This is a genomic window from Jejubacter calystegiae, from assembly GCF_005671395.1.
GTDB classification, from domain to species: domain Bacteria; phylum Pseudomonadota; class Gammaproteobacteria; order Enterobacterales; family Enterobacteriaceae; genus Jejubacter; species Jejubacter calystegiae.
This window is the reverse complement of sequence record NZ_CP040428.1, coordinates 3,044,732-3,071,624: the sequence shown is the minus strand read 5'-3', so window position 1 is coordinate 3,071,624 and position 26,893 is coordinate 3,044,732. Positions and strand designations below refer to the sequence as shown.

Below are 26,893 nucleotides of genomic sequence, written 5' to 3'. Positions count from 1 at the left end.
TAAGCCCTAAAGTGACGTCCCGCTATTAATTAGCAGGATTCATTTGACATTTTGTGCCATCTTTATCTTCCCGTCGACCATGCTTCACCGAATCAAAAGCCGTTGATGTACAAAAGGATAGAGAGTTGCTAGTGTCTCTCTTATTTTCTTACTCTGGATACTCATGACGGCTGTCTCCTCCCGCAAGGCCCTGCGTCAGCGCTGTTGGGCTCTGTTTGCGTTGTTCTTTCTTCCCGGTCTGCTTATGGCCTCCTGGGCCACCCGAACCCCGGATATTCGCGATACGCTCGGCGTTACCATCTCGGAAATGGGGATGGTGCTGTTCGGTATCTCCGTCGGCTCTATGAGCGGCATTCTGTGTTCCGGCTGGCTGGTTAAGCGCTTCGGCGCCCGTCAGGTTATCCGGGTCGGTATGGCGCTGGTGGTGGGCGGGATGCTGCTGATGAGTCTGGCGCTGTGGCTGGCCTCGCCCTGGCTGTTCGCCGCCGGATTGGCCCTGCTGGGCGGCGGACTGGGCAGCGCCGAAGTGGCAGTTAACGTAGAAGGCGCCGTGGTGGAACGTCTGATGAATAAGACGGTACTGCCAATGATGCACGGTTTCTACAGTCTGGGAACCCTGGCAGGCGCCGTTGCCGGTATGGCCCTGACCGGCCTGAGCCTGCGCGCCGACCACCACCTGCTGCTGGCGGGGCTTATCGCCATTATCCCGATTATTATCGCCATCGGCGCTATTCCCGACGGCACCGGCCAGCAGCCTGCCGAAGGCGCTGAGCAGTCCACTACCGCCCCTCACCGCCCGTTCTGGAAAGACAGCACCCTGATGCTGATAGGCGTTATCGTCCTGGCTATGGCCTTCGCAGAGGGCTCTGCCAACGACTGGCTGCCGCTGTTGATGGTGGATGAACACGGTTTTAGCCCCACCTCCGGCTCCCTGATCTACGCCGGATTCACCCTGGGGATGGCACTGGGACGCTGCTGCGGCGGCTGGTTTATCGATCGCTTCGACCGGGTGTCGGTGGTGCGCGCCAGCGCCATACTGGGCGCGCTGGGCATCGGGCTCGTTATCTTTGTCGACAGCCCCTTCATCGCCGGACTGTCGGTGCTATTCTGGGGACTGGGCGCCTCGCTGGGTTTTCCGCTCGCTATCTCAGCCGCCAGCGACACTGGCCCGGATGCCGCAACCCGCGTCAGCGTGGTAGCAACCACCGGCTACATCGCCTTTCTGGTCGGGCCGCCGCTACTTGGCTTTTTGGGGCAGCACTACGGTCTGCGTAGCGCCATGCTGCTGGTGCTGGCGCTGGTGGTGATTGCGGCAACGCTTGCCCGGGCAGTGGCGAAACCCAAAGCTTCAACACAACAGCCATAACAGGAGACAGCATGGACACCATTGAGTGGCAGGACTTTGAACGGGTAGAACTGCGGGTGGGTACAATTATTCATGCCGAACCCAACGTGAAAGCGCATAAGCCCGCCTGGGTCATGGATATCGACCTTGGCGATCTGGGCGTCAAGCGTTCGAGCGCCCAGATAACCCAACACTATCCGTTAGAATCGCTGCCCGGCCGTCAGGTTCTGTGCGTCTGCAACTTTGCCCCGCGCCGTATCGCTGGCGTAAAATCCGAAGTGCTGGTCACCGGCGCCCACGATGCCGACGGTTCGGTGGTACTGGCCGAATTCACCCTGCCAGTGCCCAACGGTACCCGGCTGGCCTGATTCTGAATCGCGGAGGTCCCGTGACAATCAAACTGATCGCCGTTGATATGGACGGCACCTTTCTTGATGATGCCAAATGCTATAACCGCCCGCGGTTTATGGCGCTATATCAGCGTATGAAACACCAGGGAATTCGCTTCGCGGTCGCCAGCGGCAATCAATACTGGCAGCTACGCAGCTTTTTTCCTGAGATTGCCCACGAGATTGGTTTTGTGGCCGAAAACGGCGCCTGGGTGCTGTGCGGCGATCGGGATCTGTTTAACGGCGCCTTCAGCTATGAACAGTTGCGCCGCGCCATTGCCGAGCTGATCCAGCTACCGGATGTGGAGATCGTCGTCTGCGGCAAGCGCTGCGCCTGGACGCTGTCCCACTATCGCGACGAAGTAAAACAGGCCGCGGCGCACTACTATCCACGACTGGAGCAGGTCGATGATTTCGCCGGTATCGAAAGTCGCGATACCTTCTTTAAATTCGCCCTTAACCTGCCGGATGCCTCCCTGGCGCACACCATGGCGCGGCTGCGCGATACCCTGGGTGATATCATCACCCCGGTCACCAGCGGCCATGGATCCATCGATCTGATTATTCCCGGACTACACAAGGCAAACGGACTGGATCTGCTACGCCGTCACTGGAACATCGACAGCGGTAAGGTGCTGGCCTTTGGCGATGGCGGCAACGATACCGAAATGCTGCAGCAGGCAGATTTCGGTTTCGCGATGGCCAATGCCCCCGCCGTGGTACAGGCACTGACGCCCCACCGGGCGCCAGACAATAACCAGGAAGGGGTTCTGGAGATTATCGAACGAGCCCTTAACCGCACGCCGCCGTTCGACTGAGGTTGCCGCTCAGGGCTGCAGCGCCGCACCGGCGCTGCGGTCGCGCAGGAACAACATCACCAACCCCAGCCACAGCAGGCCGCTCGTCAGGTTCACCAGGTTAAACAGCCCATTACCGCCGCTCAGCCAGGCGTGTTTACTTACTTCAATGCCGAAGGTGAAGATCAGCATCTGCATCATCCCCATAGCCGCCGCTACGGTGCCCTTGCTCATCTCACTGGCGAACAGCGTCAGGCGCACCAGACCGGCATTGGATAAACCGATGCCGAAAGCGTACAGGCTAAGCCCGGCTATCATCCACAGCCAGGCGTGCGCCGCCACCTGAGTCGCCACCGCAGCCAGCGCCAGCCCGCCCACAATCGGTATGACGCCCGCCAGGATAAGACGCCGCACGCTATGGTGAGCCGTCAGGCGCGCCAGGGTCAGGTTGCCGATGATCAAACCGCCGAATACCGGAACCTGTAACAGTCCGTACTGATAGCTGCTCATATTCTCGCCCTGTATCAGCATCACCGGCGACTGGGCTATCCACGTTAGCAGCGGCAGCGCCGCGAAGCCGGTAGCCAGCGCCCCGGCGACAAAACGGCCATTACGCAGCACTTCGCGGTAGTCGCGCCCCAGGCGCGGAAGGGAAAGCGGTTCGCCAATACGGGTGGCGGTTTCCGGCATCGCGCGCCACAGCCCGGCCAACGCCACCGCAGCCAGCAACGCGAACAGAACAAACATCATCTGCCATGGCGCGACATGAATCCAGGCGGCCCCCACCAGCGGCCCCAACAGCGGAGCAATCAACGCCACATTAGCCATCAGGGCGGTTATTTTAATACAGACCGACTCTTCAAAGGATTCCTGCACCGCCGCATAGCCCACTGCGCCGATAAAGCACAGGCTCACCCCCTGCAGGAAACGCAGGAAAGTAAACTGTTCAATATTCTGCGCCAGCAGCGTTCCCAGGCAGGTCAGGATAAACCACAGCACGCCAGCCAGCATAACCGGACGACGGCCGACCCGATCGGAAAGCGGCCCCAGCAGCCACTGCAGCAGCATACCGCCCGCCAGATAGGCGGTCATCGAGGTCGGCACCCACTCGCTTCCCGCCTGATATTGCTCAACCACCGCCAGCATTCCCGGCTGGATCATGTCGTTAGCGATATAGGTAGAAAATTCGTAGAGCACCAGGCAGAGCGGAAACAGCAGCGCGCCGCGTCCAAGGGGTTTTGCAGCCAGGGTTTGCATAAAAAACAACCAGAGAAGAAAAAGACGCGCAGAGTGTAATGAAATTCCGGTTTTCGGCAAAGCAAAATCTTTACCGGTACAGATATCCCTTTTCGTTTAAGGTTTTCTTCATCCAGCCCCACTATTCTGACGCCACTCCCGATTGCTGTGGACAGGCTTATGTTGTTCACCCGAACTCAGTGCGACACCGCCGATACCCTGATAAATAAGAAAAACCTGCTTTACGCCCTGCCGCGTAGCTTCTACCTTTACCAGGCTCTGGGGCTCACGTTCTGCGGCGCTATTTTTTTCTGGCTGTCGCGCAGCGAAGCACTGGATCGCCTGCTGACCGGTTACTGGTACGATGCGGCGAGCCGCCGCTTTCCCTGGCGAGACAATCGCTGGCTGGCGCTTTTCAACCATCAGTTGTTAAAGGATGTCATTATCGTCGCCGCCGTGGTCCTGCTGCTGTGGGGCATTTTTCGCCGTCGGCCGCGGGCGACAATGGTCGCGCTGCTAATGGGTCTGGGCGCATTAAGCGTGGGGATCCTGAAAGCCACCAGCTATCACAGCTGTCCCTGGGATCTGGTGGATTATGGCGGTCAGGCCGTGGGCTACCCGCTGTTTGACCCGGCGCCGCTTAACAGCGGTTCCGGGCACTGTTTTCCCGGCGGGCACGCTTCAAGCGGCTTTATGGTAATGGGGCTGTTTTTTCTGTTTTACCGCGAGCGCCCCCGACTGGCCTGGGGCTGCTTTCTGGGAGGCATTGCGCTGGGATTGACCATGGGCTACGGCCAGGTCATGCGCGGCGCGCACTTTTTTTCCCACAATTTGTGGGCTGGATGGTGGGTCTGGTTGACCCAGGTCACGGTCTGGTGGGCCGTGACCCGATTACGAAAAAAGGAATCTGTTTAAGATGTTAGAAGAGCTCAACCGAAGCTGGTTTTTACTGATTAACGCCACCCCCAACAGCGCCGGATGGATGCTGGACAGCGCCCAGTATATTGCGCGCGATCTGATCCTCGTGATGCCCGCGCTGGTCGTGATCCTCTGGCTGTGGGGGCGTAAGCACGAAGTCTCTGCCCAGCGCCAGATGGTTCTCAAAACCGCTATCGCGCTGGTGGCCAGCCTGGCCATCTCCTGGTGTATGGGGCATCTGTTCCCCCATGCCCGCCCGTTCGCAATCGGTCTGGGCCATAATTTCCTCTATCACGCGCCGGACAACTCCTTCCCGAGCGATCACGGTACCACCAGCTTTACCTTCGCGCTGGCCTTCCTGTTCTGGCACCGCCTGTGGTCCGGCGCTCTGCTGATGGCGGCGGCCGTCGCCATCGCCTGGTCCCGGGTCTACCTGGGGGTTCACTGGCCGATGGATATGGTGGGTGCCCTGTTCACCAGCCTGTGCGGCTGCCTGATCGCCCAGCTTATCTGGAACCAGTGGGGCTCCGTGCTGTACCAGCGCATCTCTCAGCTCTATCGCTACTGTTTCGCCATGCCGATTCGTAAAGGATGGGTGCGTAACTAGTCGGCCTGCCCGCAGAAGGGGGTCTCCCCTTCTCAGGTTGATGACAAAGAGGGAAAAAACGTGGTTTTTCCCTCTTTGTGGTTATCAGCCGAAAATCAATGAATTGATTTTCCTTGTTTATTTTTCTGGTAATTCTGGCCGAACGCGTTCGGCCCAGGTTTGTCATCAGTCGCAGAAGGGGGTCTCCCCTTCTGCTTTTTGGTCAGACTAACCCCGTCAGGTAGAAGAGCGCGATAATAAAAAACGCGCCGGGCACCTTAAACAGCGAGATGCCGAGAATCGGCATCTTCTCTGCCGTTCTGGATGAACTGTCAAAAGAGCTCGATAAGATTGGCTACCGGATCCTGTTGTTCTCAATGTTGCAGGACGACGAGACAGTTCCGTTGATGGAAGGAATTCTACGTCATCGGGTTGAAGTTCTGGTGCTGATCTCCAGCAGACGGGCCTGCCTGTACTCCTGCTTAGCCGCGGTAACGACAGCGATTCGGTCTCCAGCGTCACCAGCGATAACCTGATGGTCAGTGCCGAAATTGCCGATTTTCTGATAGCTGGCGGACACCGCCAGATGGCATTTATCGCCGTACGGGGAACGACCCACCCGAGTGCGTGACTCGCCGCCCCCGCGCCGTTAAGATAGTCAGGAATCTCCCCTCCCTCTGCGGGAGGGGTTTTCTTTTTATGCCGCGGAGAAACTATGGAAACACGCCGGGAAGCGCGTATTGATCGCCTGGTTCAGGCGCTAAAACGCAGCGATAAACTGCGCCTGAAAGAGGCCGCCGCGCTGCTGGGGGTGTCGGAAATGACGGTGCGTCGCGACCTTCACGACGAACACCAGCCCGTGGTGCTACTCGGCGGCTATGTGGTACTGGCGCCTGGCAGCACGGCAGCCAGCCACTATCTGCTAAGCGATCAGAAGGGGCGCCACGTCCGCCAGAAACGTCAGGCGGCCCGGCTGGCGACGACGCTGGTTCAGGCGCACCAGACGCTGTTTTTTGACTGCGGCACCACGACTCCGTTTATCATCGAAGCGCTGCCCCATGACCTGCCCTTTACCGGCATCTGCTATTCGCTGAATACTTTTTTGGCCCTGAGCGAAAAGCCCGGGTGTCGGGTAATTCTGTGCGGCGGTGAATTTCAGCCCGGCAATGCCATTTTCCGGCCGCTGAACTTTCGCGAGATTCTCGGCAACCTGTGCCCCGATATCGCCTTCTTATCGGCGGCGGGTATTCATCCCCAGACCGGGGTGACCTGTTTTAATCTTGAAGAGCTGCCGGTGAAGCAGTGGGCGCTGGAGATGGCCCAACGGCGGGTACTGGTGGTGGATGAGAGTAAATTCGGCAAGGTCCGTCCGGCCTGCATGGGGCCGCTATCGGCATTCGATATGCTGGTAAGCAACTCGCCACCGCCAGAGGCGCTGGTAGAACAGGCCCGCAGCCTGGGCGTTATGCTCAGTCACGAATAAGGGCACTACGGCCCTTATTCGTTAAGGCCGTCAGGAGAAGAAGCGCTCAAACCAGCCGCCGGTCCACTGATTCACCTTCATCAGCACGAAGTCGAGGATGCGTCGGAAGAATCCGCCCTCTTCCACCGGCTCCATCACCACCAGCGGGCGCTGTTCAATGGATTTTCCATTAAGCTGGAAATCGATGGTGCCCACCACCTGACCTTTCTTCAGAGGCGCGGTCAGCTGTTTATCATTCAGGGTGTAGCTGGCCTTCAGGTTTTTCAGTTGCCCCTTGGGAATGGTAATAGAGCCGCTGTCGCCCGCCCCCAGCTTCGCCTCTTTGGTATCGCCAAACCAGACCCGCTGCGTCACAAAGGGGGTATCCGGCTTAATGGGGGTGACCGTTTCAAAGAAGCGGAAGCCCCAGGTCAGCAGCTTCTGGGATTCCCGAAAGCGGATACCGTCAGTTTTGGCGCCCAGCACCACGGAAATCAGGCGCATATCGCCCTGAGTGGCGGAGGAGACCAGATTAAAGCCCGCCCCGGCAGTGGTGCCGGTCTTTACGCCATCCACGTTCAGGCTGGTGCTCCACAGCAGCCGGTTACGGTTCGGCTGGCGGATATTGTTAAAGGTGAACTCTTTCTCTTTGTTAATGGCGTATTCATCCGGCACGTCGCGAATCAGCGCCTGAGTCAGCAGCGCCATATCCCGGGCAGTACTGAACTGCCCCGGCGCATCCAGACCGTGGACGGTTTTAAAGGTGGTATTGGTCAGCTTCATGCGCTGGGCATAGCTATTCATCAGGCCGATAAAAGCATCCTGACTGCCCGCCACATAGTCCGCCAGGGCGATACAGGCGTCATTGCCTGACTGGATAATGATCCCTTTATTAAGATCTTCCACCGACACCTGAAGCCCGGGCTTCAGGAACATCACCGAAGAGCCGCGCAGCGCCGGATTGCCGGTCGCCCATGCGTCCTTACCGATGGTCACTTTATCATCAAGACGTATTTTACCGGCCTTCAGGGCCTGGCCGACCACATAGCTGGTCATTATCTTGGTCAGACTGGCTGGGTCCAGCTTTTCATCCGCATTCCCCTCTGCCAGTACTTTGCCGCTGTCGTAATCCATCAGGATCCAGGCTTTGGCATCCACTTGCGGCGCGCCCGGCGCCTGTTCAGCCTGCACAACAGGGGAGACAACCAGCAGCAGCGTGGCGCCTGCTGCTAATCCGCGCAACACAGAAAACGTTCTACTCGTCATATAAGCCCCGGAAATCCATTCGATCAAACTCCCCGCAGGCCGGGCGGCCCGGGAGAAACCGAGAGTAAACCCCACAAATCATCTTAAAGAAACAGCGGGTTGGTAAAGTTTTTTAAGTTTATTCGATATCGCCCGGTCATGCCTTAGCTGCAGTAATTTTTTATGAGCTCTGGCGCACTCACCGGTGGCAGAGCATACTAATAACCGCCATTCGCTATGTTAACGGGAGCTTTGATGATCACAGTCTGGGGCAGAGAAAATTCCACCAATGTGAAAAAGGTATTGTGGTGTCTGGAGGAACTGGAACTAAGCTATCATTCCATCCCCGCCGGGGGCCAGTACGGCCTGAACCACGATCCCGACTACCTGGCCATGAACCCTAACGGCCTGGTTCCCTGCCTGCGCGACGAGTCCGCCGACCTGACGCTCTGGGAATCTAACACCATCGTGCGCTATCTGGCCGCTCAGTACGGCGCAGGCGGTCTGTGGCCTTCGTCACCGGCCCTGCGGGCCCGGGGGGAAAAATGGATGGACTGGGCCATTGCCACCCTGGCAGGCCCTTTCCGGGATGTATATATCAGCCTGATTCGTACCGCCCCGGAGCAGCGCGATCCGGCCGTGATTGAGCGCGGTAAACAGGCCTGTGAAGCGGCGTTCGCGATTCTTGATAGCGCCCTGGCGCAAAGCCGCTGGCTGGGTGGGGAAGCCTTCGGGCCCGGTGATATCGCCCTCGGCCCCCTTACTTACGGACTGTTTAATCTGGAGATTGACTGGGCGCCGCGCCCTGAGCTGCAGCGCTGGTATCAGCAACTGAGCGAACGCCCCGCGTTTCGCAAAACGGTGATGCTGCCCCTCAGTTAATCCTGCGTCGGACTGACCTTTAACAACTGGCCGTCCGATTCGTCGGTCAGCACATACAGATAGCCGTCGGGCCCCAGCTTCACATTGCGGATCCGCTGGTTACGCTCAGTCAGCAGGCGCTGTTCATCTTTTACCGTATCGCCATCCACGGTCAGGGCGATCAGCGCCTTCTCTTTCAACGCACCGATAAACAACTTCTGGTGCCACTGTGGGAACTTATCGCTGTTATAAAACGCCATGCCGCTAATGGCCGGGGAGACTTTCCAGTGCCAGACGGGCTTTTCCATACCCGGAACTTCACCGCCCCGGGTTTCCGGATAAGCCTCGCCGCCATAATCGATGCCCCAGGTCGCTATCGGCCAGCCATAGTTAGCGCCCGGATGGGGAATATTGATTTCATCGCCGCCGCGCGGACCGTGTTCATGCAGCCAGATCTGATGACTCCAGGGATTCAGGGCCAGCCCCTGAGGATTGCGGATGCCATATGACCAGATCTCCGGTCGCGCGTCTTTGCGCCCCACGTACGGATTATCTTCCGGTACAGTCCCTTCCGCCGTCAGGCGTACCACTTTACCTTGCAACTTAGTCAGATCCTGAGCGGTATTGCGCTGGTTATTTTCCCCCAGCGCCACGTACAGGTAGCCCTTATCATCAAAAGCCATGCTGCCGCCAAAGTGGTTGCCGGTGGAAAGCTTCGGCTGCTGGCGCAGTACCACCCGGAAATCCTCAATCCGGGTCATGGACGGATTCAGTTTGCCGTATCCCACCGCAGTGCCCGCCTTACCGTTTCCGTCACCTTCAGCGAAACTCAGCCACACCCGGCGACTGGTCGCGAAATCCGGCGCCAGGGCCACATCCAGCAATCCCCCCTGGCCATTGGCCCAGACGTCGGGAACGCCGTTGATAGGATCGGAAAGCCCTGCACCAGGCTGCCAACGTTTTAGCTGGCCGTCCTTCAGGGTTATCAGAATGCCCTGGTTTTCTGGCAGAAAGGCCAGCGACCAGGGGTGATCAAGCTTACTTTGCAGCACCTCAACCTGGGTCGTGGCAGCCAGGGTACTACCTGCGGTGATTAACGTCAGTCCGGCAATCAGCGCGCGGGGGGAAAAAAATGCCATGGCGGTCTCCTTGATTTTCGCTCCCCGTAAAGGTTAGACAGCCGTGGCGCAAAAGGGACTGAATTTACATATTCTTAAGCCGGATGATGTGGCGCCGGTTGAGGCGTGCGGGTCAGCAGCGTTATCGCTGGTTCCGGATTATCAGGCGGCTGCCAGCATACATTATCCGGGGGGCCGACGACGCCTGGCAGGCCAGCTACCCCAAAGCCGCCCCTTTCCCCGGTTTGCAGTACCCTTACGGACAGGAACCCTGTAAAATCCCAGCCCTGATAATTCCATAAACGATGAATTTTTGAGCTTATGAGCAATGTGAACCCGGCGCCGAAAATCGGTTTTGTCTCTCTCGGCTGCCCGAAGAACCTGGTGGATTCAGAACGTATCCTGACCGAGCTGCGTACCGAAGGCTATGACGTGGTGCCCAGCTATGACAATGCCGATCTGGTGATCGTGAACACCTGCGGCTTTATCGACAGCGCGGTACAGGAGTCGCTGGAAGCCATTGGCGAAGCGCTGAACGAGAACGGTAAGGTGATCGTTACCGGCTGTCTGGGCGCCAAAGAGGATCAGATCCGCGAAGTGCATCCCAAAGTGCTGGAGATCACCGGTCCTCACAGTTATGAGCAGGTGCTGGAGCACGTTCATCGTTACGTGCCCAAACCGCAGCACAACCCGTACCTGAGCCTGGTGCCGGAACAGGGCGTCAAACTGACGCCGCGTCATTACGCCTATCTGAAGATTTCCGAAGGCTGCAACCATCGCTGCACCTTCTGCATTATCCCTTCCATGCGCGGCGATCTGGAAAGCCGGGCCATCGGCGAGGTACTGGCCGAAGCCCAGCGTCTGGTGGAATCGGGGGTCAAAGAGCTGCTGGTAATCTCTCAGGACACCTCGGCCTACGGCGTGGACGTGAAGCACCGCACCGGTTTCTGGAACGGACAGCCGGTCAAAACCAGCATGGTCAGCCTGTGCGAGCAGCTTGCGAAGCTCGGGGTCTGGACCCGCCTGCACTATGTCTACCCCTATCCTCACGTCGATGAGGTGATTCCGCTGATGGCCGAAGGCAAGCTGCTGCCCTATCTGGACATTCCGCTGCAGCACGCCAGCCCGCGCATTCTGAAGCTGATGAAGCGCCCGGGCGCGGTAGAGCGTACCCTTGAGCGTATCCGCCGCTGGCGTGAGATCTGCCCGGATCTGACCCTGCGCTCCACCTTTATCGTCGGCTTCCCGGGTGAAACCGAGGAGGACTTCCAGATGCTGCTTGATTTCCTGAAGGAAGCGCGTCTGGATCGCGTAGGCTGCTTTAAATACAGTCCGGTAGAAGGCGCTGGCGCTAACAGTCTGCCGGATCAGGTGCCAGAAGAGGTGAAGGAAGAGCGCTGGCACCGCTTTATGCAGTTGCAGCAGCAGATCTCCGCCGAGCGACTGCAGGAAAAAGTGGGCCGCGAAATTATCGTGATGATCGACGAGGTGGATAAAGAAGGCGCTACCGGTCGAAGCATGGCGGATGCGCCGGAGATCGACGGCGTGGTGTGGCTGAACGGCGAACGCAGCGTGAAGCCCGGCGATGTGGTGCGGGTGAAGGTAGAACACGCCGACGAGTACGATCTGTGGGGCAGCCGGGTGTAAACCACCGGGCTACCTGCCAGAAGCCGGTCAGACGACCGGCTTTTTTTATTCCTTAATCTTCGGATCCAGCGCGTCGCGCAGCCCGTCTCCCAGCAGATTAAACGCCAGCACGGTCACAAAAATCGCCAGACTCGGAAACAGCGCCACATGAGGCGACATCACCATATCCGACTGGGCCTCGTTCAGCATCGCTCCCCATTCCGGCGTGGGCGGCTGCGCCCCCAGCCCCAGAAACGACAGGCTGGCGGCAGAGATAATCGCCGTGCCAATGCGCATGGTGAAAAAGACCACAATGGAAGAAAACGTGCCGGGCAGAATATGACGCAGCAGAATCACCCAGTCCGGTGCGCCGATACTGCGCGCCGCCTCGATAAAAGTCTGATGTTTCAGCACCAGGGTATTACCGCGCACCAGTCGGGCAAAGGCGGGAACGCTGAAAATGGCCACCGCGATCACCACATTCGCCATGCCGCTTCCCATAACCGCTACCACCGCAATCGCCAGCAGGATCCCCGGAAAAGCGAACAATACATCGCAGACGCGCATAATCAGCCGGTCCCACCAGCCTTCGTAATAACCTGCCATCAGGCCAAATAGCGTCCCCACCGCGCCGCCAATCAGCACCGAAAACAGCCCGGCCGTCAGCGAGATACGAGCGCCAACCAGCACCCGGCTATAGATATCCCGCCCCAGCGAGTCCACGCCGAACCAGTGCATCGCCGACGGGCCTTCATTGAGCCGGTCGTAATCAAAATAGTTTTCCGCATCGAACGGCGCTATCCAGGGCGCCAGCAGCGCTACGGCCAACAGCAGCAGCACCACGATGCCAGCGATAAGCGCCACCGGCTGGCGGGAAAAGCGGCGCCAGAACTGCGCCATGGGGGTCCGTACCGGCGGCTCGCGCAGTACCGGCATGGCATTGATGATCGCCTGACGGCGCCAGTTAATCAGTCGCATCCTTATCGGTACCTGATGGTTGGGTTAATGGCAGCGTAGAGGACATCCACCACCAGATTGATTAGAATGAATTCCAGCGAAAACAGCAGTACCTCGGCCTGAATCACCGGGTAGTCGCGCATCTCCACTGAATCCACCAGCAGGCGTCCCAGCCCCGGCCAGTTAAAGACCTTTTCCACCACAATCGAGCCGCCCAGCAGAAAACCGAACTGCAACCCCATCATGGTCACCACCGGAATCATGGCGTTACGCAGACCGTGCTTGATGACCACCAGCCGTTCGCTCACCCCTTTGGCCCGGGCGGTGCGCATATAATCTTCCTGCAGCACTTCCACGAAGGAGGCCCGGGTAAAGCGCGCCATCACCGCCGCCACCGCCGCCCCCAGGGTAATCGACGGCAGAATATAGTGACGCCAGCTATCGGCTCCCACCGTCGGCAGCCAGCCCAGCTCCACCGAAAAGATCTGCATCAGCAGCATCCCCAGCGCAAAGGCGGGAAACGAGATGCCGGAAACCGCCAGGGTCATGCTCAGCCGGTCCGGCCAGCGATTTCGCCACACGGCGGAAACCACACCGGCAAACAGCCCAAACAGCGTAGCCCAGACCATACTGCTCAGGGTCAGCCACAGAGTGGGCAGAAAGCGGCTGGCTATCTCTTCCGATACCGGACGATGCGACGCCATCGAGATACCAAAATCACCGCACAGCACGTTACCAATCCAGGTAAGAAACTGCTGCCACAGCGGCAGATCCAGCCCCAACTGGCTGCGAACCAGCGCCACCACTTCGGCATCCGCTTCCGGCCCGGCAATCAGCCGCGCCGGGTCCCCCGGCAGCATATGGACGAACAGGAACACCAGTACCGCCACAATCAGCAGCGTGGGAATCAGCCCCAGCAGGCGTTTAATGATGTAATTCAGCATGGATAAATGCGTATTCCACGGGAGTCGGCCGCCCTGAACGGGCGGCGCGCTCCGGACTAGTTAAGGTCGGCGTTTTCGAAGCTGAAGCCGGTATCCGGCATCACATAGAAACCGGTCAGCGTCTTATCATGCGCCGATACCAGCTTTTCCACCACCAGCGGTACCCAGGGGGACTCTTTCCAGATAGTGTCCTGGGCATCCTTATACAGCTTGCCCTTCTGAGCATCGTCAGAGGTCTGCAGCGCCTGATCCAGGTCTTTATCCACCTGCGGGTTGCTGTAGAAGGCGGTATTAAACAGGGTCGGCGGCCAGTTGCGGCTGGCGAACAGCGGTGAAAGCGCCCAGTCCGCCTCGCCGGTAGAGGCGCTCCAGCCGGTGTAGAACATCCGCACCCCGCTCTCTTTCTGGCCCTTTCCTTCCACCTGGGCGGCGCGCTGACCGGCATCCATCGCCGTGACCTTCACCTTAATCCCCACCTGGGCCAACTGCTGTTGGGTAAACTGCAGCACCTTACGGGCGGTGCTGTGGTTGTGTGACGACCAGAGCGTGGTGGTAAAACCGTTGGGATAGCCCGCCTCTTTCAGTAACTCACGCGCTTTCGCCGGATCGTATGGCCAGGGCTGATAAGCCTGGGAATAAGCAATAGCCGGCGGCACCACGCCGGTCGCAGGCTCGGCATAGCCGGAAAACGCCACCTTCACCAGCGCCTGGCGGTTGATGGCATAGTTAATGGCCTGACGCACTTTCAGATTATCGAATGGCTTCTGGGTGACGTTCATGCTGATGTAGCGCTGCATGATGGAAGGCGTGGTCACCAGTTCCAGCTTCGGATTCGTTTTCAGGCGTGCCGCCTGCTCGAAGGGGATCGGGAAAGCCAGATTCGCCTCGCCGGTCTGCAGCATGGCGGCCCGGGTATTGTTATCCACCACCGGACGCCAGGTAATGGTATCGAGCTTCGGCAACCCTTTCTGCCAGTAGTCCGGGAACTTCTTCACCTTCACAAAATCGGTCTGATTCCAGGTATCAAGCTGATACGGGCCGGTTCCCACAGGATGAAAGCCAATGTCTTTGCCGTACTTCTTCAAAGCCTCTGGCGAGATCATCGCCGTTGCCGGGTGGGCCAGAATATTGATAAATGCCGAGAACGGCTGTTTAAGGGTAATTTTTACCGTCAGCGGATCCACCACCTCAGTACTGGCGATATTGCGGTACAGGTTATAGCGCTTCAGATGGTTGTCCGGATTACTGGCGCGATCGAGATTCACCTTCACCGCCTGGGCATTGAAGTCGCTGCCGTCCTGGAACTTCACGCCGTCACGCAACTGGATGGTATACACCTTGCCGTCTGCCGAAACGCTGTAGTCCTTCGCCAGCACCTTCTGTACCTTCATCTCCTTATCCAGGCCGAACAGCCCCTGATAGAAGGATTTCGCCACCGCCTGGGACAGCGTATCGTTGGCGTCATACGGATCCAGCGTGGTGAAGTTTGATCCAACGGCGACCACCACATCTTTGGCGGCCAGAGCCGGGGCGGCGGCCGCCAGGGCCAGCAAAGCAGCCATCAGGCGTCCTGCGTTTTGTCTTTTCATTATCGTCTTCTCCTGTCATTACCCTGTCTTGCACCGGTTACTGCGCCGGCCTGTTATCGTGGTTGTGTGTTGTCTCTTCGGCCCGGGTGCGGGCGACATAGTGGCCGGGGCCCACCTCCACCATCGGAACCACCTCGGGCTCATCGCCCGGACGGCGGGCGGCGCTCGCGATTTCATCGGACAGCAAAATGCCCTGGGGGCGCTGATAACTGGGGTCGGCGACCGGAACCGCCGCCATCAGACGCCGGGTGTACGGATGCTGCGGATTCTCGAACACCGCTTGCCTGGGTCCGATCTCGACAATCTGGCCCAGGTACATCACCGCCACCCGATGGCAGATACGTTCCACCACCGCCATATCGTGGGAGATGAATAAAAAGGCGATGCCCAGTTCGCGTTGCAGACTGAGCATCAGGTTGACTATCTGGGCGCGGATCGAAACATCCAGCGCCGATACTGCCTCATCGGCGATCACCACCTTTGGATTCAGCGCCAGCGCCCTGGCAATACAGATACGCTGGCGCTGACCGCCGGAAAATTCATGGGGATAGCGAACCGCGTGTTCAGGGCTCAACCCTACCCGCTCCAGAAGCCAGGCGGTGCGCGCGCTGGCTTCCTGCCGGGAAGCGCCATGCAGCCGCATGGGCTCCATGATGGCATCGCCCACGGTATTGCGGGGATCGAGAGAGGCGTAGGGATCCTGAAATATCACCTGAATATCGCGCCGCAGGGCGCGCATCTCCCGGGAGCTCATGCCGTCGATGCGCTGACCTTCAAAGGTGATGGCACCGCTCTGGCTTTCCACCAACCGCAGCAGCGAACGCCCGGTGGTAGACTTACCGCAGCCCGACTCCCCCACCAGCCCCAGAGTTTCGCCGGGCAGCAGATCGAAGCTGACTTTCTCCACCGCGTGCACCACGCGCTGCACCCGGTTAAAAATACCGCCGCGCAGCACAAAGCGGGTCACCAGGTCACGCACCTGCAATATCGGCGCCGCCCCCGGCACCACCGTATCCTGCTCGCGCTCGTCCAGCGGCGCATCGGGATTATTCGGGTCAGTAAGCGGGAATTTACGCGGCAGCGTGCTGCCGTTCATTGCTCCCAGCCGCGGCACCGCCGCCAGCAGCGATTGCGTATAAGGATGCTGCGGCGCGCTGAATATCTGGCGAACATCACCGCTTTCCACAGCTTCACCGCGGTACATCACCAGTACCCGGTCAGCAATATCAGCCACCACGCCCATATCGTGAGTGATAAAGATCACCCCCATCGCCATTTCACGCTGCAGGACCTTAATCAGTTGCAGGATCTGCGCCTGGATGGTGACATCAAGCGCGGTGGTGGGTTCGTCGGCAATCAGCACCGCCGGGCGGCAGGAGAGCGCCATGGCAATCATCACCCGCTGGCGCATACCGCCGGAAAGCTGATGCGGATAGCGGCGTAACATCGCCTTTGCATCGGGGATGCGTACCAGGTCCAGCATCCGTTTGGCATCGTTCAGCGCCTCTTTATGGCTCATGCCCTGATGCAGGCGGATGGATTCGGCGATCTGCTCCCCAATGGTAAAGACCGGATTCAGGGAGGTCATCGGCTCCTGGAAGATCATCGCCACATCGGCGCCGCGCACGCCGCGCATCCGGGCATCGCTCAGCTCCCGCAGATCGACCACCTGGCGGTTACGGCGTCGCAGCAGCAGCGGGCCGCTCTTTATCGACGCGCTTTGGGCAGAGAGCAGTCGCATCAGCGCCAGCGCGGTCACCGACTTACCGGAGCCGGATTCGCCAACAATGGCCAGGGTCTCTCCTCTGGCCAGGCTGAAAGAAAGGTCACGCACCACGCGGGTCTGTTGCCCTTCGTGACGAAAACCCACATTCAGATCCTGTACTGACAGCACCTGTTCGGCTGACAGTTCATGGCTATGAGGCATCCGCCCCCCTTTGTCCTTTACTTTTAATAAATGCCCACGCTGGGCGAGTCACCCACAAAAGCCCAGGCCCGGTACATGCCTTCGCAGTTAAACGGCAGCGCCACATTCCCCTGATTATCAACGGCTATCGCGCCGCCGCTGCCGCCCAGAGCCGGGAGTTTTTCCATAATCACCCGCTCGGTGGCCTGCTGCAGACTAAGCCCCCGGTACTCCATCAGCGCGGCGATATCATAAGCCGCCAGGGTACGGATAAAGAGTTCGCCATTGCCGGTGCAGGAAACCGCCACATTGGCGTTATTGGCATAACAGCCCGCCCCCACCAGCGGTGAATCCCCCACCCGCCCCGGCAGCTTATTGGTCATGCCGCCGGTAGAAGTGGCCGCCGCCAGATTACCGTCGAGATCGAGCGCCACAGCCCCGACAGTGCCGAATTTGGTATCCGGACTGGCCGGCGCATCGTGATCCAGCAGAATGGCGTTTCTGGCGTTGTGTAGCTGCGCCAGGCGTTCCGGTGTATCGAACAGCGTCGGCGTCACCAGTTCCATACCCTGCTGCTGAACGAAGCGTTCCGCCCCTTCGCCCACCAGCAGCACGTGTGGGCTTTGCTCCATGACCAGACGCGCCGCCAGCACCGGATTGCGCAGATGGCTGACGCCAGCCACCGCTCCGGCATTCAACGTGACGCCATCCATCACACAGGCATCGAGCTCGTGAGTTTCGTCCCGGGTATAAACCGAACCTATCCCGGCGTTAAACAACGGGCACTCTTCCAGCAGCCGTACCGCTTCGCAGACCGCGTCCAGGGCGCTTTCCCCCGCCGCCAGCATCTGCTGCCCGGCATCGACAATATCCGACAAAGCCTGAATATAGCGCTGCTCCTGCTCCGCGCTCATTTGCAGCCGGGAGAGGGCTCCCGCGCCGCCGTGAATGGCGATTACCGCTTTTCCCATAACAACATCACTCAATTAGAGAAGGAATATGCGGCGCTTTTGTATTGATATCATTGTTTTTTAGCGCCGGTTAATACGATTTCTGAATATAGAAAGATGTAAATGTGTTGTAAAGACCAGGACACCGGGGCTACCCCGAAAGCAGGCGTTTAGCCGTGGGCTTTTCTCTGCCATAATACGCTTTTATCAGATTTTCCCGCCCAGGAGCTATTCATGGATTTTACCGCCGGACTGATTCCTCTGGATGATGCCCTCCAGCAGATGCTCGACCGCCTGACGCCCGTCACCGAAGTAGAAACACTGCCGCTGCAACAGGCCTTTGGCCGCGTTACCGCCCAGGCGATCGCCTCTCCCATTGATGTGCCAGGTTTCGATAATTCGGCGATGGACGGCTACGGTGTACGACTGGCGGACCTGGCAAGCGGCAAAGCGCTGCCGGTGGCCGGTAAAATCTTCGCGGGTCAGCCGCTCCAGGGCGAATGGCCGACCGGGACCTGCGTGCGTATTATGACCGGCGCGCCGGTGCCTGCGCAGTGCGAAGCGGTGATCATGCAGGAGCAGGCGGAAACTCATGACGACGGGGTGTTGTTTACCGCCCCGGTGAAAGCGGGCCAGAATATTCGCCGCTGCGGCGAAGATATCCGTCAGGGAGCCACGGCTATTGAAGCCGGTGTACGTCTGAGCGCCGCCGAACTGCCGATGCTGGCTTCGCTGGGCATTGGCGAGGTTCCGGTGCTACGCCGCCTGCGGGTGGCGCTGTTCTCGACCGGTGATGAGCTGCAACTGCCCGGCACGCCGCTCCAGCCCGGCCAGATCTATGACAGCAACCGTCTGACGGTGCATCTGATGCTGGAACAACTGGGCTGCGAGGTCATCAACTTAGGTATCGTCCGCGACTCCCCCGAAGCGCTACGCGCCACCTTCCTGGAAGCGGATTCCCGGGCCGACGTCACCCTCAGTTCAGGGGGAGTCTCCGTGGGGGAAGCCGACTACACCAAACAGATCCTCGATGAACTGGGCGAAATAGGCTTCTGGAAGCTGGCCATTAAGCCCGGAAAACCGTTCGCCTTCGGTCGTCTGCGTAACAGCTGGTTCTGCGGCCTGCCGGGCAACCCGGTTTCTGCCGCGGTGACCTTTTATCAACTGGTGATACCGCTGCTGGCGAAGCTCTGCGGGCAGCATACGCCAGCCCTGCCGCCGCGCCTGAAGGTGCGGGCAGCGCAGGCGCTTAAGAAAAGCCCGGGGCGCCTCGACTTCCAGCGCGGCGTGCTGGGCACCGGCGCAGACGGCCTGCCGGAAGTGACCAGCACCGGCCATCAGGGCTCCCATATCTTCAGTTCGTTCAGCCAGGGAAACTGCTTCATAATTCTGGAGCGTGAACGCGGCAACGTAGCGCCGGGCGAGCTGGTCGAGGTTCAGCCGTTTAATCACCTGTTCGGAGGCTGAGATGTCCGTTGAGCTCTCCGACGCAGAGATGATGCGCTACAACCGCCAGATTGTACTGCGCGGTTTTGACTTCGACGGCCAGGAGCGCCTGAAGTCCGCTCGCGTGTTGATCGTCGGCCTCGGCGGGCTGGGCTGCGCCGCCAGCCAGTATCTGGCAGCCGCGGGCGTCGGGCAGCTCACGCTGCTCGACTTCGATACCGTGGCGCTCTCCAACCTGCAGCGCCAGACGCTGCACCGCGATGCCTCCATCGGTCAGCCTAAGGTGACTTCCGCCGCCGCCGCGCTGCGCGATATCAACCCACATATCCAGATTGAAACTGTCGATGCGCTGCTGGAAGAGCCTGAACTACAGGCGCTGGTGGCACGCCACAGTCTGGTTCTGGACTGTACCGATAACGTGGAGATACGCAATCAGCTCAACCGCTGCGGCTTTGCCACTCAAATTCCGCTGGTTTCCGGCGCCGCCATCCGAATGGAGGGGCAGATTTCGGTCTTCACCTGGCAGCCTGGCGAACCCTGCTATCGCTGTCTGAGCCGGCTGTTCGGCTCAGAGGCCCTTACCTGCGTCGAAGCGGGAGTGATGGCGCCGCTGGTGGGGGTTATCGGCACGCTCCAGGCCATGGAGGCCATTAAGCTGCTCGCCGGTTACGGCACGCCGATCACCGGTAAGATCCTGATGTACGATGCCATGCGCGGCCAGTTCCGGGAAATGAAGCTGGCGCAGGATCCGCACTGCGAAGTTTGCGGCGCATCTCAGTCATAAAGCCCTGCCGCCCGCACGCCGTGGGGCGCCCTGCCCCCACGGATGCGCCGTACCGAATCGTACACCACCAGCTTGCCATGCAGTAACAGCGTGCTGACCGGCGCCTGCGGTCGAATCAGACGCTGCTGTAGCATATGCACCGCCTCTTCCCCCAATTCATCCCGGGGAACCTGCAGCGCCGTCAGCGGCGTATCGCCCATCGCCGACAGATTGGCGCCGTCAATGCTCATCACCGACATATCCTGGGGTACCTTCAGCCCGGCTCGGGTCAGGGCCCGCACCACGCCTGCGGCCATAAAGTCTCCTCCCGCCAGAATCGCTGTCGGCAGCGCTTCGCGCGGCGTGCGCGCCAGCCATTCGCTGATTAATGCCTCGCTTTCGCTGGCGGCAAAACTGTCGGCCACCAGCAGGTGATTCGCCTCATCGAAGGCCAGGTTCGCACCGCGCCAGGCGTCAAGTATCCCCGCCAGCCGCAGCTCCATGGTGTAGCGGCGCAAACACAGCAGATTCAGCACCGAACGGTGCCCCATCGAAAACAGATAGCGGGCGGCGCACTCCCCGGTGGCTCGGTGGTCAGGCGCCACTGCCGGTAGCCGCATATCCCGGGTACGGCAGTTAATCAGTAAGCAGGGCTTCCCCACATCGACAGCCAGTTCGTGGATGTGCGGATCGTCAATACCCAGCAGCATCGCCGCTTCGGTGCGCGGCTCATTAATACGGTTCAGGAACAGATTGGCGTCGCTGTCCTGCTCTTCCAGCGCGCAATAGCGCAGCCGGACATCGTGCGGCGCCAGCGCCCGACTGATGCTCTGAATCACCCGGTAGTAGAAAATATCGGAACGCTCATCGAAGGCCCGCTGCGGCGCAAACACCACCAGCTCATTGAGCAGCAGGCGCCCCGCCGCCATACCTTCCATCACTCCCAGTCGTTCGGCACACTGGCGTACCTGCTCCCGGGCCTGTTCGCTGGTGTTGGCCTTGCCCGCCAGCACCCGGGAAACGGTGCTGATCGACAGCCCGGTGAGTGCCGCGATCTCGGTGATTTTGAGCCTTTTTGTCATTCTGTGATCCATGCCCAAATGTGAAATGAAAAAATTTTCACCCGCCATACTAGTCACAAAAGCGGGCAACCAGCACAGCATGCCAGTACGAATCACTATTTTATGAGAATCTTTTCACAATTTTCGCTACGACCTCCTCACCGGCTCCTTTAGTCTCCGGTTATGGGCACGCCGGGGGCCTTATTTCCGGTAATTCCCCCTTTATTCAACAGTTTCCCTGCTGTCTTTCCCCGTTATGACGGGGATGCAGGCGGTTTATCAAAACCAATAATGCGGAGAACGTAATGAGTCAGGGAGTTAACTCAACCGTCACGGCGAGTAACGTACGGCGGACAATCAAAAATTTACGCTGGTGGGTGCTGGTTCTGTTTCTGCTGGGCGTCACCGTCAACTACATTACCCGTAATTCACTGGGTATTCTGGCGCCAGAACTGAAGAGCAGCCTGGGGATCACCACCGAACAGTACTCCTGGATTGTCGGCGCATTCCAGCTGGCTTACACCCTGTTTCAGCCCCTGTGCGGCTGGCTGATTGACGTGATCGGTCTGAAGATCGGCTTCCTGATCTGCGCCGCTATCTGGGCGCTGGCCTGCCTGTTCCACGCTGGTGCGAGCAGTTGGTTGCATCTGGCCTTTCTGCGTTTCGTGATGGGCGGCGCCGAAGCCGCGGCGACTCCCGCCAACGCCAAGACCATCGGCGAATGGTTCCCCAAACAGGAACGCCCCATCGCCGCTGGCTGGGCCGGTGTCGGCTTTTCGGTAGGCGCTATGCTGGCGCCGCCAATTATCTATTTCGCTCACGCCTCGTTCGGCTGGCAGGGCGCCTTTATGTTTACCGGTGTTCTGGCATTGCTGTGGGTGGTGCTGTGGTGGCTGTTCTATCACAACCCGGAACAGCATCCGCGCCTCGGCAAAGAGGAGCTGGCATTTATCCGCCAGGATAACGAAGCCCCTGCGGTTACCCAGCCTTTTTTCACCACCCTGAAAGTGGTGGCAAAAAATCGGCGCTTTTACGGCATCGCCATTCCCGCTTTTATGGCGGAGCCCGCCTGGGCGGTAATGAGCTTCTGGGTGCCGCTCTACCTTGCCCGGGAGCACGGTATGGATCTGAAACAGATCGCCATGTTCGCCTGGCTGCCGTTCCTGGCCGCCGATCTGGGCAGCGTGGCCAGCGGCTATATCACCCGTCTGTATACCCGCTGGTTCGGTTTGACCCGGGTCAATTCGGTGGTGGCAAGTTCGGTCACCGGCGCCTTTTTAATGATCTCGCTGGCGGTGGTGGCCTTCACTCGCGATCCGTACGTCACCATTGTGCTGATCTCCATCGGCGGTTTCGGCCATCAGATTATCTCCTGCATGCTGAGCGCGCTGGTGGTGGAGTCCTTCGACAAAGGCCAGATGGCCACCGTTAACGGGATGCGCGGCTCCGCCGCCTGGATCGCCAGCTTTGCATTTTCGCTGATTATCGGCGTTACCGCCGACACCATCGGCTTTAATCCGCTGTTTATCGCCATGGGGCTGTTCGACCTGATCGGCGCCTGTTTCCTGATCGCTTTTATTGCCGAACGCCGCGGGCGTCGCATCTGATGAGGTATTACTGATGAAAACCCTGAAACACTGGAGCCTGACCCATTGTGACGATAGCCGCATTACCCTGAGCGTGGAAAACCGGCACCGGCTAACGCTGCACGTGCTGGAGCAGGGGCTGTTTCGCGTATCGATACAGCGCGGCGGCAACTGGGCGCTGGATCGCACCTGGAGCATCGCGCCGGATCGGGATGTTCCCTGGGAAGGACGCTCCCGGGACGATATCAGCGGCTTCACCCTGCCGGGCTATACGCTGACTGAACGCGACGACGTACTGGAGATCGCCACCGGGCGACTGCGGGTCACCGTTCACCAGCCGCTGTGGCTGGAGTGGTACTATCGCGACGCCAGCGGTCAGTGGCTTTTCCTTGCCAGCGATCGCCCCACCAGCGCCTATCTGCTTAACGCGCACGGCGACGGCGTCGCCCACTATCAGCGCCGCTTTAAGGACGATCGCTATTACGGGTTGGGCGAAAAGGCGGGGCCGCTGGCCCGTAACGGCAAACGCTATGAAATGCGTAATCTGGACGCCATGGGCTATAACGCCGCCAGTACCGATCCGCTCTACAAGCATATCCCCTTTACCATCACCCGCCGCGATGAGGTCAGCTTCGGGCTGTTTTACGATAACCTGAGCAGTAGCTGGTTCGATCTGGGCAACGAGCTGGATAACTATCATGCCCCTTACCGCCGCTGGCAGGCGGAGTCCGGCGATATCGATTATTACCTGTTTGTGGGCGACCGGGTTCTGGATGTCACCAAAACCTTTGTGCGCCTGACCGGCAAAACGCTGTTTGGCCCACGCTGGAGCCTGGGGTATAGCGGCTCAACGATGCACTATACCGACGCGCCGGATGCCCAGAATCAGCTAATGAACTTTATTCGCCTGTGTCAGGAACACGCCATTCCGTGCGACTCCTTCCAGCTTTCATCCGGCTATACCTCGATTAACGGCAAGCGCTACGTCTTTAACTGGAACTATGACAAGGTGCCTGAGCCGAAAGTCATGAGCCAGGCGTTTCACGATGCCGGCCTGCGGCTTGCCGCCAATATTAAGCCCTGTCTGTTACAGGACCATCCCCGCTATCAGGAGGTGGCCCGCCAGGGGCTGTTTATTCAGGATTCGCAAAGCGATGCCCCGGAACGTTCCAGCTTCTGGGACGACGAAGGCTCCAACCTGGACTTTACCAACCCGGCCACCATTGCCTGGTGGCAGGAAGGAGTCACCACGCAGTTGCTGGAGATGGGAATCGACGCGACCTGGAACGACAATAACGAATTCGAAGTGTGGGACGGCGAAGCGCGCTGTCACGGTTTCGGCCAGCCTGTCGCCATTAAGCATATCCGCCCGGTGATGCCGCTACTGATGATGCGCGCCTCAATGGAGGCACAGCAGCGCTTTGCGCCAGAGCTGCGCCCGTATCTGATCTCCCGCTCCGGCTGCGCAGGTATGCAGCGCTACGTTCAGACCTGGAGCGGCGATAACCGCACCAGCTGGCAGACGCTGCGCTATAACATCCGCATGGGTCTGGGCATGAGCCTTTCCGGGTTATATAACCTGGGCCATGACGTCGGCGGTTTCTCCGGCGATAAACCCGATGCCGAGCTGTTCGTACGCTGGGTGCAAAACGGCGTGATGCATCCGCGTTTTACCATCCACTCCTGGAACGATGACGGTACCGTCAACGAACCCTGGATGTATCCGGCGGTCACCCCGGCGGTGCGCGCCGCCGTTGAGCTGCGCTATCGCCTGATGCCTTATCTGTACACGCTGCTGTGGCAGGCCCACGCCGACGACGAGCCGATGCTGCGCCCCACGTTCCTCGATCATGAGCAGGATCCTCAAACCTGGCAGGAGTGCGACGAATTTATGCTGGGCCGCGATCTGCTGATAGCCAGCGTCGTAGAGGCAGGTCAGCGCGAACGCACCCTGTGGCTGCCGGATAACGGTCGCGGCTGGTATGACTTCGCAAGCGGCGTCTGGTACGCGGGCGGTCAGCAAATCACCCTGCCCGCCCCGCTGGAGCATCAGCCCATGCTGGTTCGCGCAGGGGCCGGAGTACCGTTAAGCCAGCGTCTGGCCCATAGCGATGCCCGGGCCGACGACAAGCGTGAGCTGCGGCTGTTTCCGCTGAAAGGGGTCGGGCACTCTCAGGGCGAGCTGTTCGAAGATGATGGCGAAAGTTGGGGTTATAAAGAGGGCAACGCGCTGTGGCTCAGTTGGGAGATGACCTGTAACGCCGATTCCATCAACCTGAAGTTTAACGTTCGCGGCGACTGGCGCCCGGCCTGGTCTGAACTGCACATAACATTACCGGAAGGCGAAACGCGTCGTCTGACTATCGACGGCGTGGAGGGAAATTGCTGGGCGCTTAAATAAAGGCGCTGTCGTTCCCTCTCCCGCCCGGGGAGAGGGAACGCACAGTACCGTTATTCGATACCTTTACTGCGCAGATACTCTTCGTAACCACCGCCGAAGTCGACCACGCCCTGAGGCGTGATTTCCACGATGCGGGTCGCCAGAGAGCTTACGAACTCACGGTCGTGGGAGACAAAGACCAGCGTTCCTTCATAAAGCTCCAGCGCGCTGTTCAGCGACTCGATGGACTCCATATCCAGGTGGTTGGTAGGTTCATCCATCACCAGGATATTGGGGCGCTCCATCATCAACTTGCCGAACAGCATCCGTCCTTTCTCACCCCCGGATAGCACCTTCACCGGTTTGCGGATATCATCCTGGCTGAACAGCAGACGACCCAGCACGCTACGCACAGCCTGCTCGTCATCCCCTTCCTGTTTCCACTGGCTCATCCAGTCGAAAACATTCAGATCGCAGTCAAAGTCCGCGGCGTGATCCTGAGCGTAGTAGCCAATGCGCGCGTTTTCGGACCACTTCACCGTACCATTGTCTGGCGTCAGTTCGCCCACCAGGGTTTTCAGCAGGGTCGATTTACCCACGCCGTTGGTGCCCAGCACCGCAAGCTTCTCGCCCACTTCCATCAGCGTGCCGAAGCCGCTGAACAGCGGGCCGTTATCGAACCCCTTGCTGAGATCCTTCACTTCCAGCGCATTACGGAACAGTTTTTTATCCTGCTCAAAGCGGATGAACGGGTTCTGGCGACTGGAGGCTTTCACCTCTTCCAGCTTGATTTTGTCTATCTGACGGGCGCGGGAGGTGGCCTGACGCGATTTGGAAGCGTTGGCGCTAAAGCGACTGACGAATGACTGAAGTTCGGCGATCTGCGCCTTCTTCTTAGCGTTATCCGACAACAGGCGTTCGCGCGCCTGGGTCGCCGCGGTCATATACTCATCGTAGTTGCCAGGATACACCCGCAGCGAGCCGTAGTCGAGATCCGCCATATGGGTGCAGACCATGTTCAGGAAGTGGCGGTCGTGGGAAATAATAATCATGGTGCTGTCGCGCTCGTTAAGCACCTGCTCCAGCCAGCGAATGGTGTCGATATCCAGGTTGTTGGTCGGTTCGTCGAGCAGCAGGATATCCGGGTTGGAGAACAGCGCCTGAGCCAGCAGCACGCGCAGTTTCCAGCCAGGCGCCACCTCGCTCATCGGCCCGTAGTGCTGCTCCTGGGGAATGCCCACGCCCAGCAGCAGTTCACCGGCTCGCGCTTCGGCGGAATAACCGTCCATTTCGCCGTATTTCACTTCCAGATCGGCAACCTTATAGCCTTCTTCTTCGCTCATTTCCGGCAGAGCATAGATGCGGTCGCGCTCCTGCTTAACTTCCCACAGTTCCGTATGCCCCATGATGACCGTATCCAGCACCGTGTACTGTTCGAAGGCGAACTGATCCTGACGCAGCTTACCGATGCGCTCATCGGGATCGTGAGAGACATTGCCGCCGCTCGGCTGCAGATCGCCCCCCAGGATCTTCATAAAAGTTGATTTTCCGCTACCGTTGGCGCCGATCAGACCGTAGCGATTACCGCCGCCAAACTTAACGGAGATGTTTTCGAACAGCGGCTTACTGCCGAACTGCATGGTGACATTACTGGAAACTAACAAGAATCTTCCCCAGGTTGAAAGTGTGATAAACACGACATTATGCCATAAGTGCGTTCAGGGATCG

At 59.3% G+C, this 26,893-nt stretch carries 23 protein-coding genes; 12 read left to right on the top strand and 11 right to left on the bottom strand.

All coding sequences use genetic code 11. The features are described from left to right. Positions 1-163: 163 nt before the first annotated feature. Genes FEM41_RS14100 through FEM41_RS14090 form a run of 3 tightly spaced genes read left to right on the top strand, consistent with a single transcriptional unit; the run spans position 164 to position 2,552 of the window. Complete coding sequence (locus tag FEM41_RS14100) at positions 164-1,366, top strand: MFS transporter (RefSeq protein WP_138096568.1); 1,203 nt, start codon at positions 164-166, stop codon at positions 1,364-1,366. 11 nt (positions 1,367-1,377) lie between these two features. Next, positions 1,378-1,713, top strand: a complete 336-nt coding sequence (locus FEM41_RS14095) for a tRNA-binding protein (RefSeq protein ID WP_138096567.1) — start codon at positions 1,378-1,380, stop codon at positions 1,711-1,713. A gap of 20 nt (positions 1,714-1,733) precedes the next feature. Continuing rightward, positions 1,734-2,552, top strand: a complete 819-nt coding sequence (locus FEM41_RS14090; RefSeq protein ID WP_138096566.1) for a Cof-type HAD-IIB family hydrolase — start codon at positions 1,734-1,736, stop codon at positions 2,550-2,552. A 9-nt stretch (positions 2,553-2,561) separates the two neighbouring features. Here FEM41_RS14090 and FEM41_RS14085 read toward each other — a convergent pair whose 3' ends face one another. Further along, a complete protein-coding gene (locus FEM41_RS14085; RefSeq protein ID WP_138096565.1) occupies positions 2,562-3,788 on the bottom strand; it encodes an MFS transporter in 1,227 nt (408 codons plus the stop codon). A gap of 159 nt (positions 3,789-3,947) precedes the next feature. On the opposite strand from FEM41_RS14085, the gene FEM41_RS14080 reads away from it, so the two are divergent. Further along, the gene (locus tag FEM41_RS14080) at positions 3,948-4,682 is read left to right on the top strand and encodes a phosphatase PAP2 family protein (RefSeq protein WP_138096564.1); all 735 of its coding nucleotides are present in this window, start codon (positions 3,948-3,950) and stop codon (positions 4,680-4,682) included. 1 nt (position 4,683) lies between these two features. Then, positions 4,684-5,292, top strand: coding sequence for an undecaprenyl-diphosphate phosphatase (gene ybjG / locus FEM41_RS14075; RefSeq protein WP_138096563.1), 609 nt, complete (start codon positions 4,684-4,686; stop codon positions 5,290-5,292). Between the two features lie 403 nt (positions 5,293-5,695). Here ybjG and FEM41_RS14070 read toward each other — a convergent pair whose 3' ends face one another. Next, positions 5,696-5,890, bottom strand: coding sequence for a hypothetical protein (locus FEM41_RS14070; protein WP_138096562.1), 195 nt, complete (start codon positions 5,888-5,890; stop codon positions 5,696-5,698). 96 nt (positions 5,891-5,986) lie between these two features. On the opposite strand from FEM41_RS14070, the gene deoR reads away from it, so the two are divergent. Then, complete coding sequence (gene deoR, locus FEM41_RS14065) at positions 5,987-6,754, top strand: DNA-binding transcriptional repressor DeoR (RefSeq protein ID WP_138096561.1); 768 nt, start codon at positions 5,987-5,989, stop codon at positions 6,752-6,754. A gap of 30 nt (positions 6,755-6,784) precedes the next feature. Here deoR and dacC read toward each other — a convergent pair whose 3' ends face one another. Continuing rightward, the gene (gene dacC, locus FEM41_RS14060; RefSeq protein WP_138096560.1) at positions 6,785-7,999 is read right to left on the bottom strand and encodes a serine-type D-Ala-D-Ala carboxypeptidase; all 1,215 of its coding nucleotides are present in this window, start codon (positions 7,997-7,999) and stop codon (positions 6,785-6,787) included. A 234-nt stretch (positions 8,000-8,233) separates the two neighbouring features. Here dacC and FEM41_RS14055 point away from each other — a divergent pair, with 234 nt between their 5' ends. After that, positions 8,234-8,860 carry a glutathione S-transferase family protein gene (locus FEM41_RS14055; protein WP_138096559.1) on the top strand — a complete coding sequence of 209 codons (627 nt, stop codon included), beginning with the start codon at positions 8,234-8,236 and terminating at the stop codon, positions 8,858-8,860. On the opposite strand, the gene FEM41_RS14050 is transcribed toward FEM41_RS14055, so the two are convergent. Continuing rightward, positions 8,857-9,978: a PQQ-dependent sugar dehydrogenase gene (locus FEM41_RS14050; protein ID WP_138096558.1), complete on the bottom strand. Its 1,122-nt coding sequence runs from the start codon at positions 9,976-9,978 to the stop codon at positions 8,857-8,859. The genes FEM41_RS14055 and FEM41_RS14050 overlap by 4 nt on opposite strands. Before the next feature lie 300 nt (positions 9,979-10,278). On the opposite strand from FEM41_RS14050, the gene rimO reads away from it, so the two are divergent. Beyond that, positions 10,279-11,604 (top strand): 30S ribosomal protein S12 methylthiotransferase RimO, encoded by a 1,326-nt coding sequence (rimO, locus tag FEM41_RS14045; protein WP_138096557.1) that lies wholly within the window; start codon positions 10,279-10,281, stop codon positions 11,602-11,604. Positions 11,605-11,649: 45 nt separating this feature from the next. Here rimO and gsiD read toward each other — a convergent pair whose 3' ends face one another. From gsiD to iaaA, 5 genes are read right to left on the bottom strand one after another with little or no spacing between them, the layout of a single operon-like run. Next, positions 11,650-12,561, bottom strand: a complete 912-nt coding sequence (gene gsiD, locus FEM41_RS14040) for a glutathione ABC transporter permease GsiD (RefSeq protein ID WP_138096556.1) — start codon at positions 12,559-12,561, stop codon at positions 11,650-11,652. Positions 12,562-12,563: 2 nt separating this feature from the next. Further along, positions 12,564-13,484 (bottom strand): glutathione ABC transporter permease GsiC, encoded by a 921-nt coding sequence (gsiC, locus tag FEM41_RS14035; RefSeq protein WP_138096555.1) that lies wholly within the window; start codon positions 13,482-13,484, stop codon positions 12,564-12,566. A 56-nt stretch (positions 13,485-13,540) separates the two neighbouring features. Beyond that, positions 13,541-15,073, bottom strand: coding sequence for a glutathione ABC transporter substrate-binding protein GsiB (gene gsiB, locus FEM41_RS14030; protein ID WP_138096554.1), 1,533 nt, complete (start codon positions 15,071-15,073; stop codon positions 13,541-13,543). Positions 15,074-15,110: 37 nt separating this feature from the next. Next, positions 15,111-17,000, bottom strand: coding sequence for a glutathione ABC transporter ATP-binding protein GsiA (gsiA, locus tag FEM41_RS14025; protein ID WP_138096553.1), 1,890 nt, complete (start codon positions 16,998-17,000; stop codon positions 15,111-15,113). Positions 17,001-17,023: 23 nt separating this feature from the next. After that, positions 17,024-17,950: a beta-aspartyl-peptidase gene (gene iaaA / locus FEM41_RS14020; protein WP_138096552.1), complete on the bottom strand. Its 927-nt coding sequence runs from the start codon at positions 17,948-17,950 to the stop codon at positions 17,024-17,026. 213 nt (positions 17,951-18,163) lie between these two features. Between iaaA and moeA the strand changes: the two genes are divergently transcribed. Together moeA and moeB are read left to right on the top strand one after the other, a co-directional pair. Continuing rightward, positions 18,164-19,396 (top strand): molybdopterin molybdotransferase MoeA, encoded by a 1,233-nt coding sequence (moeA, locus tag FEM41_RS14015; protein WP_138096551.1) that lies wholly within the window; start codon positions 18,164-18,166, stop codon positions 19,394-19,396. Position 19,397: 1 nt separating this feature from the next. Then, the gene (moeB, locus tag FEM41_RS14010; RefSeq protein ID WP_138096550.1) at positions 19,398-20,159 is read left to right on the top strand and encodes a molybdopterin-synthase adenylyltransferase MoeB; all 762 of its coding nucleotides are present in this window, start codon (positions 19,398-19,400) and stop codon (positions 20,157-20,159) included. Here the strand turns inward: moeB and FEM41_RS14005 are convergent. Continuing rightward, on the bottom strand, positions 20,150-21,220 hold the full coding sequence (locus FEM41_RS14005) for a LacI family DNA-binding transcriptional regulator (protein WP_138096549.1): 1,071 nt from the start codon (positions 21,218-21,220) through the stop codon (positions 20,150-20,152). The genes moeB and FEM41_RS14005 overlap by 10 nt on opposite strands. A 284-nt stretch (positions 21,221-21,504) precedes the next feature. Here FEM41_RS14005 and FEM41_RS14000 point away from each other — a divergent pair, with 284 nt between their 5' ends. Together FEM41_RS14000 and FEM41_RS13995 are read left to right on the top strand one after the other, a co-directional pair. Beyond that, positions 21,505-22,806 carry an MFS transporter gene (locus FEM41_RS14000; protein ID WP_138096548.1) on the top strand — a complete coding sequence of 434 codons (1,302 nt, stop codon included), beginning with the start codon at positions 21,505-21,507 and terminating at the stop codon, positions 22,804-22,806. 13 nt (positions 22,807-22,819) lie between these two features. Then, a complete protein-coding gene (locus tag FEM41_RS13995) occupies positions 22,820-25,186 on the top strand; it encodes a glycoside hydrolase family 31 protein (protein ID WP_138096547.1) in 2,367 nt (788 codons plus the stop codon). Between the two features lie 50 nt (positions 25,187-25,236). Here FEM41_RS13995 and FEM41_RS13990 read toward each other — a convergent pair whose 3' ends face one another. Continuing rightward, entirely contained in the window at positions 25,237-26,829 is a 1,593-nt protein-coding gene (locus tag FEM41_RS13990; RefSeq protein ID WP_138096546.1) for an ABC-F family ATPase, read from the bottom strand. Positions 26,830-26,893 lie beyond the last annotated feature (64 nt).

Coding starts and splice junctions, on each gene's coding strand:
- FEM41_RS14100 (WP_138096568.1), top strand. CDS start 164: ATGACGGCTGTCTCCTCCCGCAAGGCCCTGCGTCAGCGCTGTTGGGCT.
- FEM41_RS14095 (WP_138096567.1), top strand. CDS start 1,378: ATGGACACCATTGAGTGGCAGGACTTTGAACGGGTAGAACTGCGGGTG.
- FEM41_RS14085 (WP_138096565.1), bottom strand. CDS start 3,788: ATGCAAACCCTGGCTGCAAAACCCCTTGGACGCGGCGCGCTGCTGTTT.
- FEM41_RS14080 (WP_138096564.1), top strand. CDS start 3,948: ATGTTGTTCACCCGAACTCAGTGCGACACCGCCGATACCCTGATAAAT.
- ybjG (WP_138096563.1), top strand. CDS start 4,684: ATGTTAGAAGAGCTCAACCGAAGCTGGTTTTTACTGATTAACGCCACC.
- deoR (WP_138096561.1), top strand. CDS start 5,987: ATGGAAACACGCCGGGAAGCGCGTATTGATCGCCTGGTTCAGGCGCTA.
- dacC (WP_138096560.1), bottom strand. CDS start 7,999: ATGACGAGTAGAACGTTTTCTGTGTTGCGCGGATTAGCAGCAGGCGCC.
- FEM41_RS14055 (WP_138096559.1), top strand. CDS start 8,234: ATGATCACAGTCTGGGGCAGAGAAAATTCCACCAATGTGAAAAAGGTA.
- FEM41_RS14050 (WP_138096558.1), bottom strand. CDS start 9,978: ATGGCATTTTTTTCCCCCCGCGCGCTGATTGCCGGACTGACGTTAATC.
- rimO (WP_138096557.1), top strand. CDS start 10,279: ATGAGCAATGTGAACCCGGCGCCGAAAATCGGTTTTGTCTCTCTCGGC.
- gsiD (WP_138096556.1), bottom strand. CDS start 12,561: ATGCGACTGATTAACTGGCGCCGTCAGGCGATCATCAATGCCATGCCG.
- gsiC (WP_138096555.1), bottom strand. CDS start 13,484: ATGCTGAATTACATCATTAAACGCCTGCTGGGGCTGATTCCCACGCTG.
- gsiB (WP_138096554.1), bottom strand. CDS start 15,073: ATGAAAAGACAAAACGCAGGACGCCTGATGGCTGCTTTGCTGGCCCTG.
- gsiA (WP_138096553.1), bottom strand. CDS start 17,000: ATGCCTCATAGCCATGAACTGTCAGCCGAACAGGTGCTGTCAGTACAG.
- iaaA (WP_138096552.1), bottom strand. CDS start 17,950: ATGGGAAAAGCGGTAATCGCCATTCACGGCGGCGCGGGAGCCCTCTCC.
- moeA (WP_138096551.1), top strand. CDS start 18,164: ATGGATTTTACCGCCGGACTGATTCCTCTGGATGATGCCCTCCAGCAG.
- moeB (WP_138096550.1), top strand. CDS start 19,398: ATGTCCGTTGAGCTCTCCGACGCAGAGATGATGCGCTACAACCGCCAG.
- FEM41_RS14005 (WP_138096549.1), bottom strand. CDS start 21,220: ATGACAAAAAGGCTCAAAATCACCGAGATCGCGGCACTCACCGGGCTG.
- FEM41_RS14000 (WP_138096548.1), top strand. CDS start 21,505: ATGAGTCAGGGAGTTAACTCAACCGTCACGGCGAGTAACGTACGGCGG.
- FEM41_RS13995 (WP_138096547.1), top strand. CDS start 22,820: ATGAAAACCCTGAAACACTGGAGCCTGACCCATTGTGACGATAGCCGC.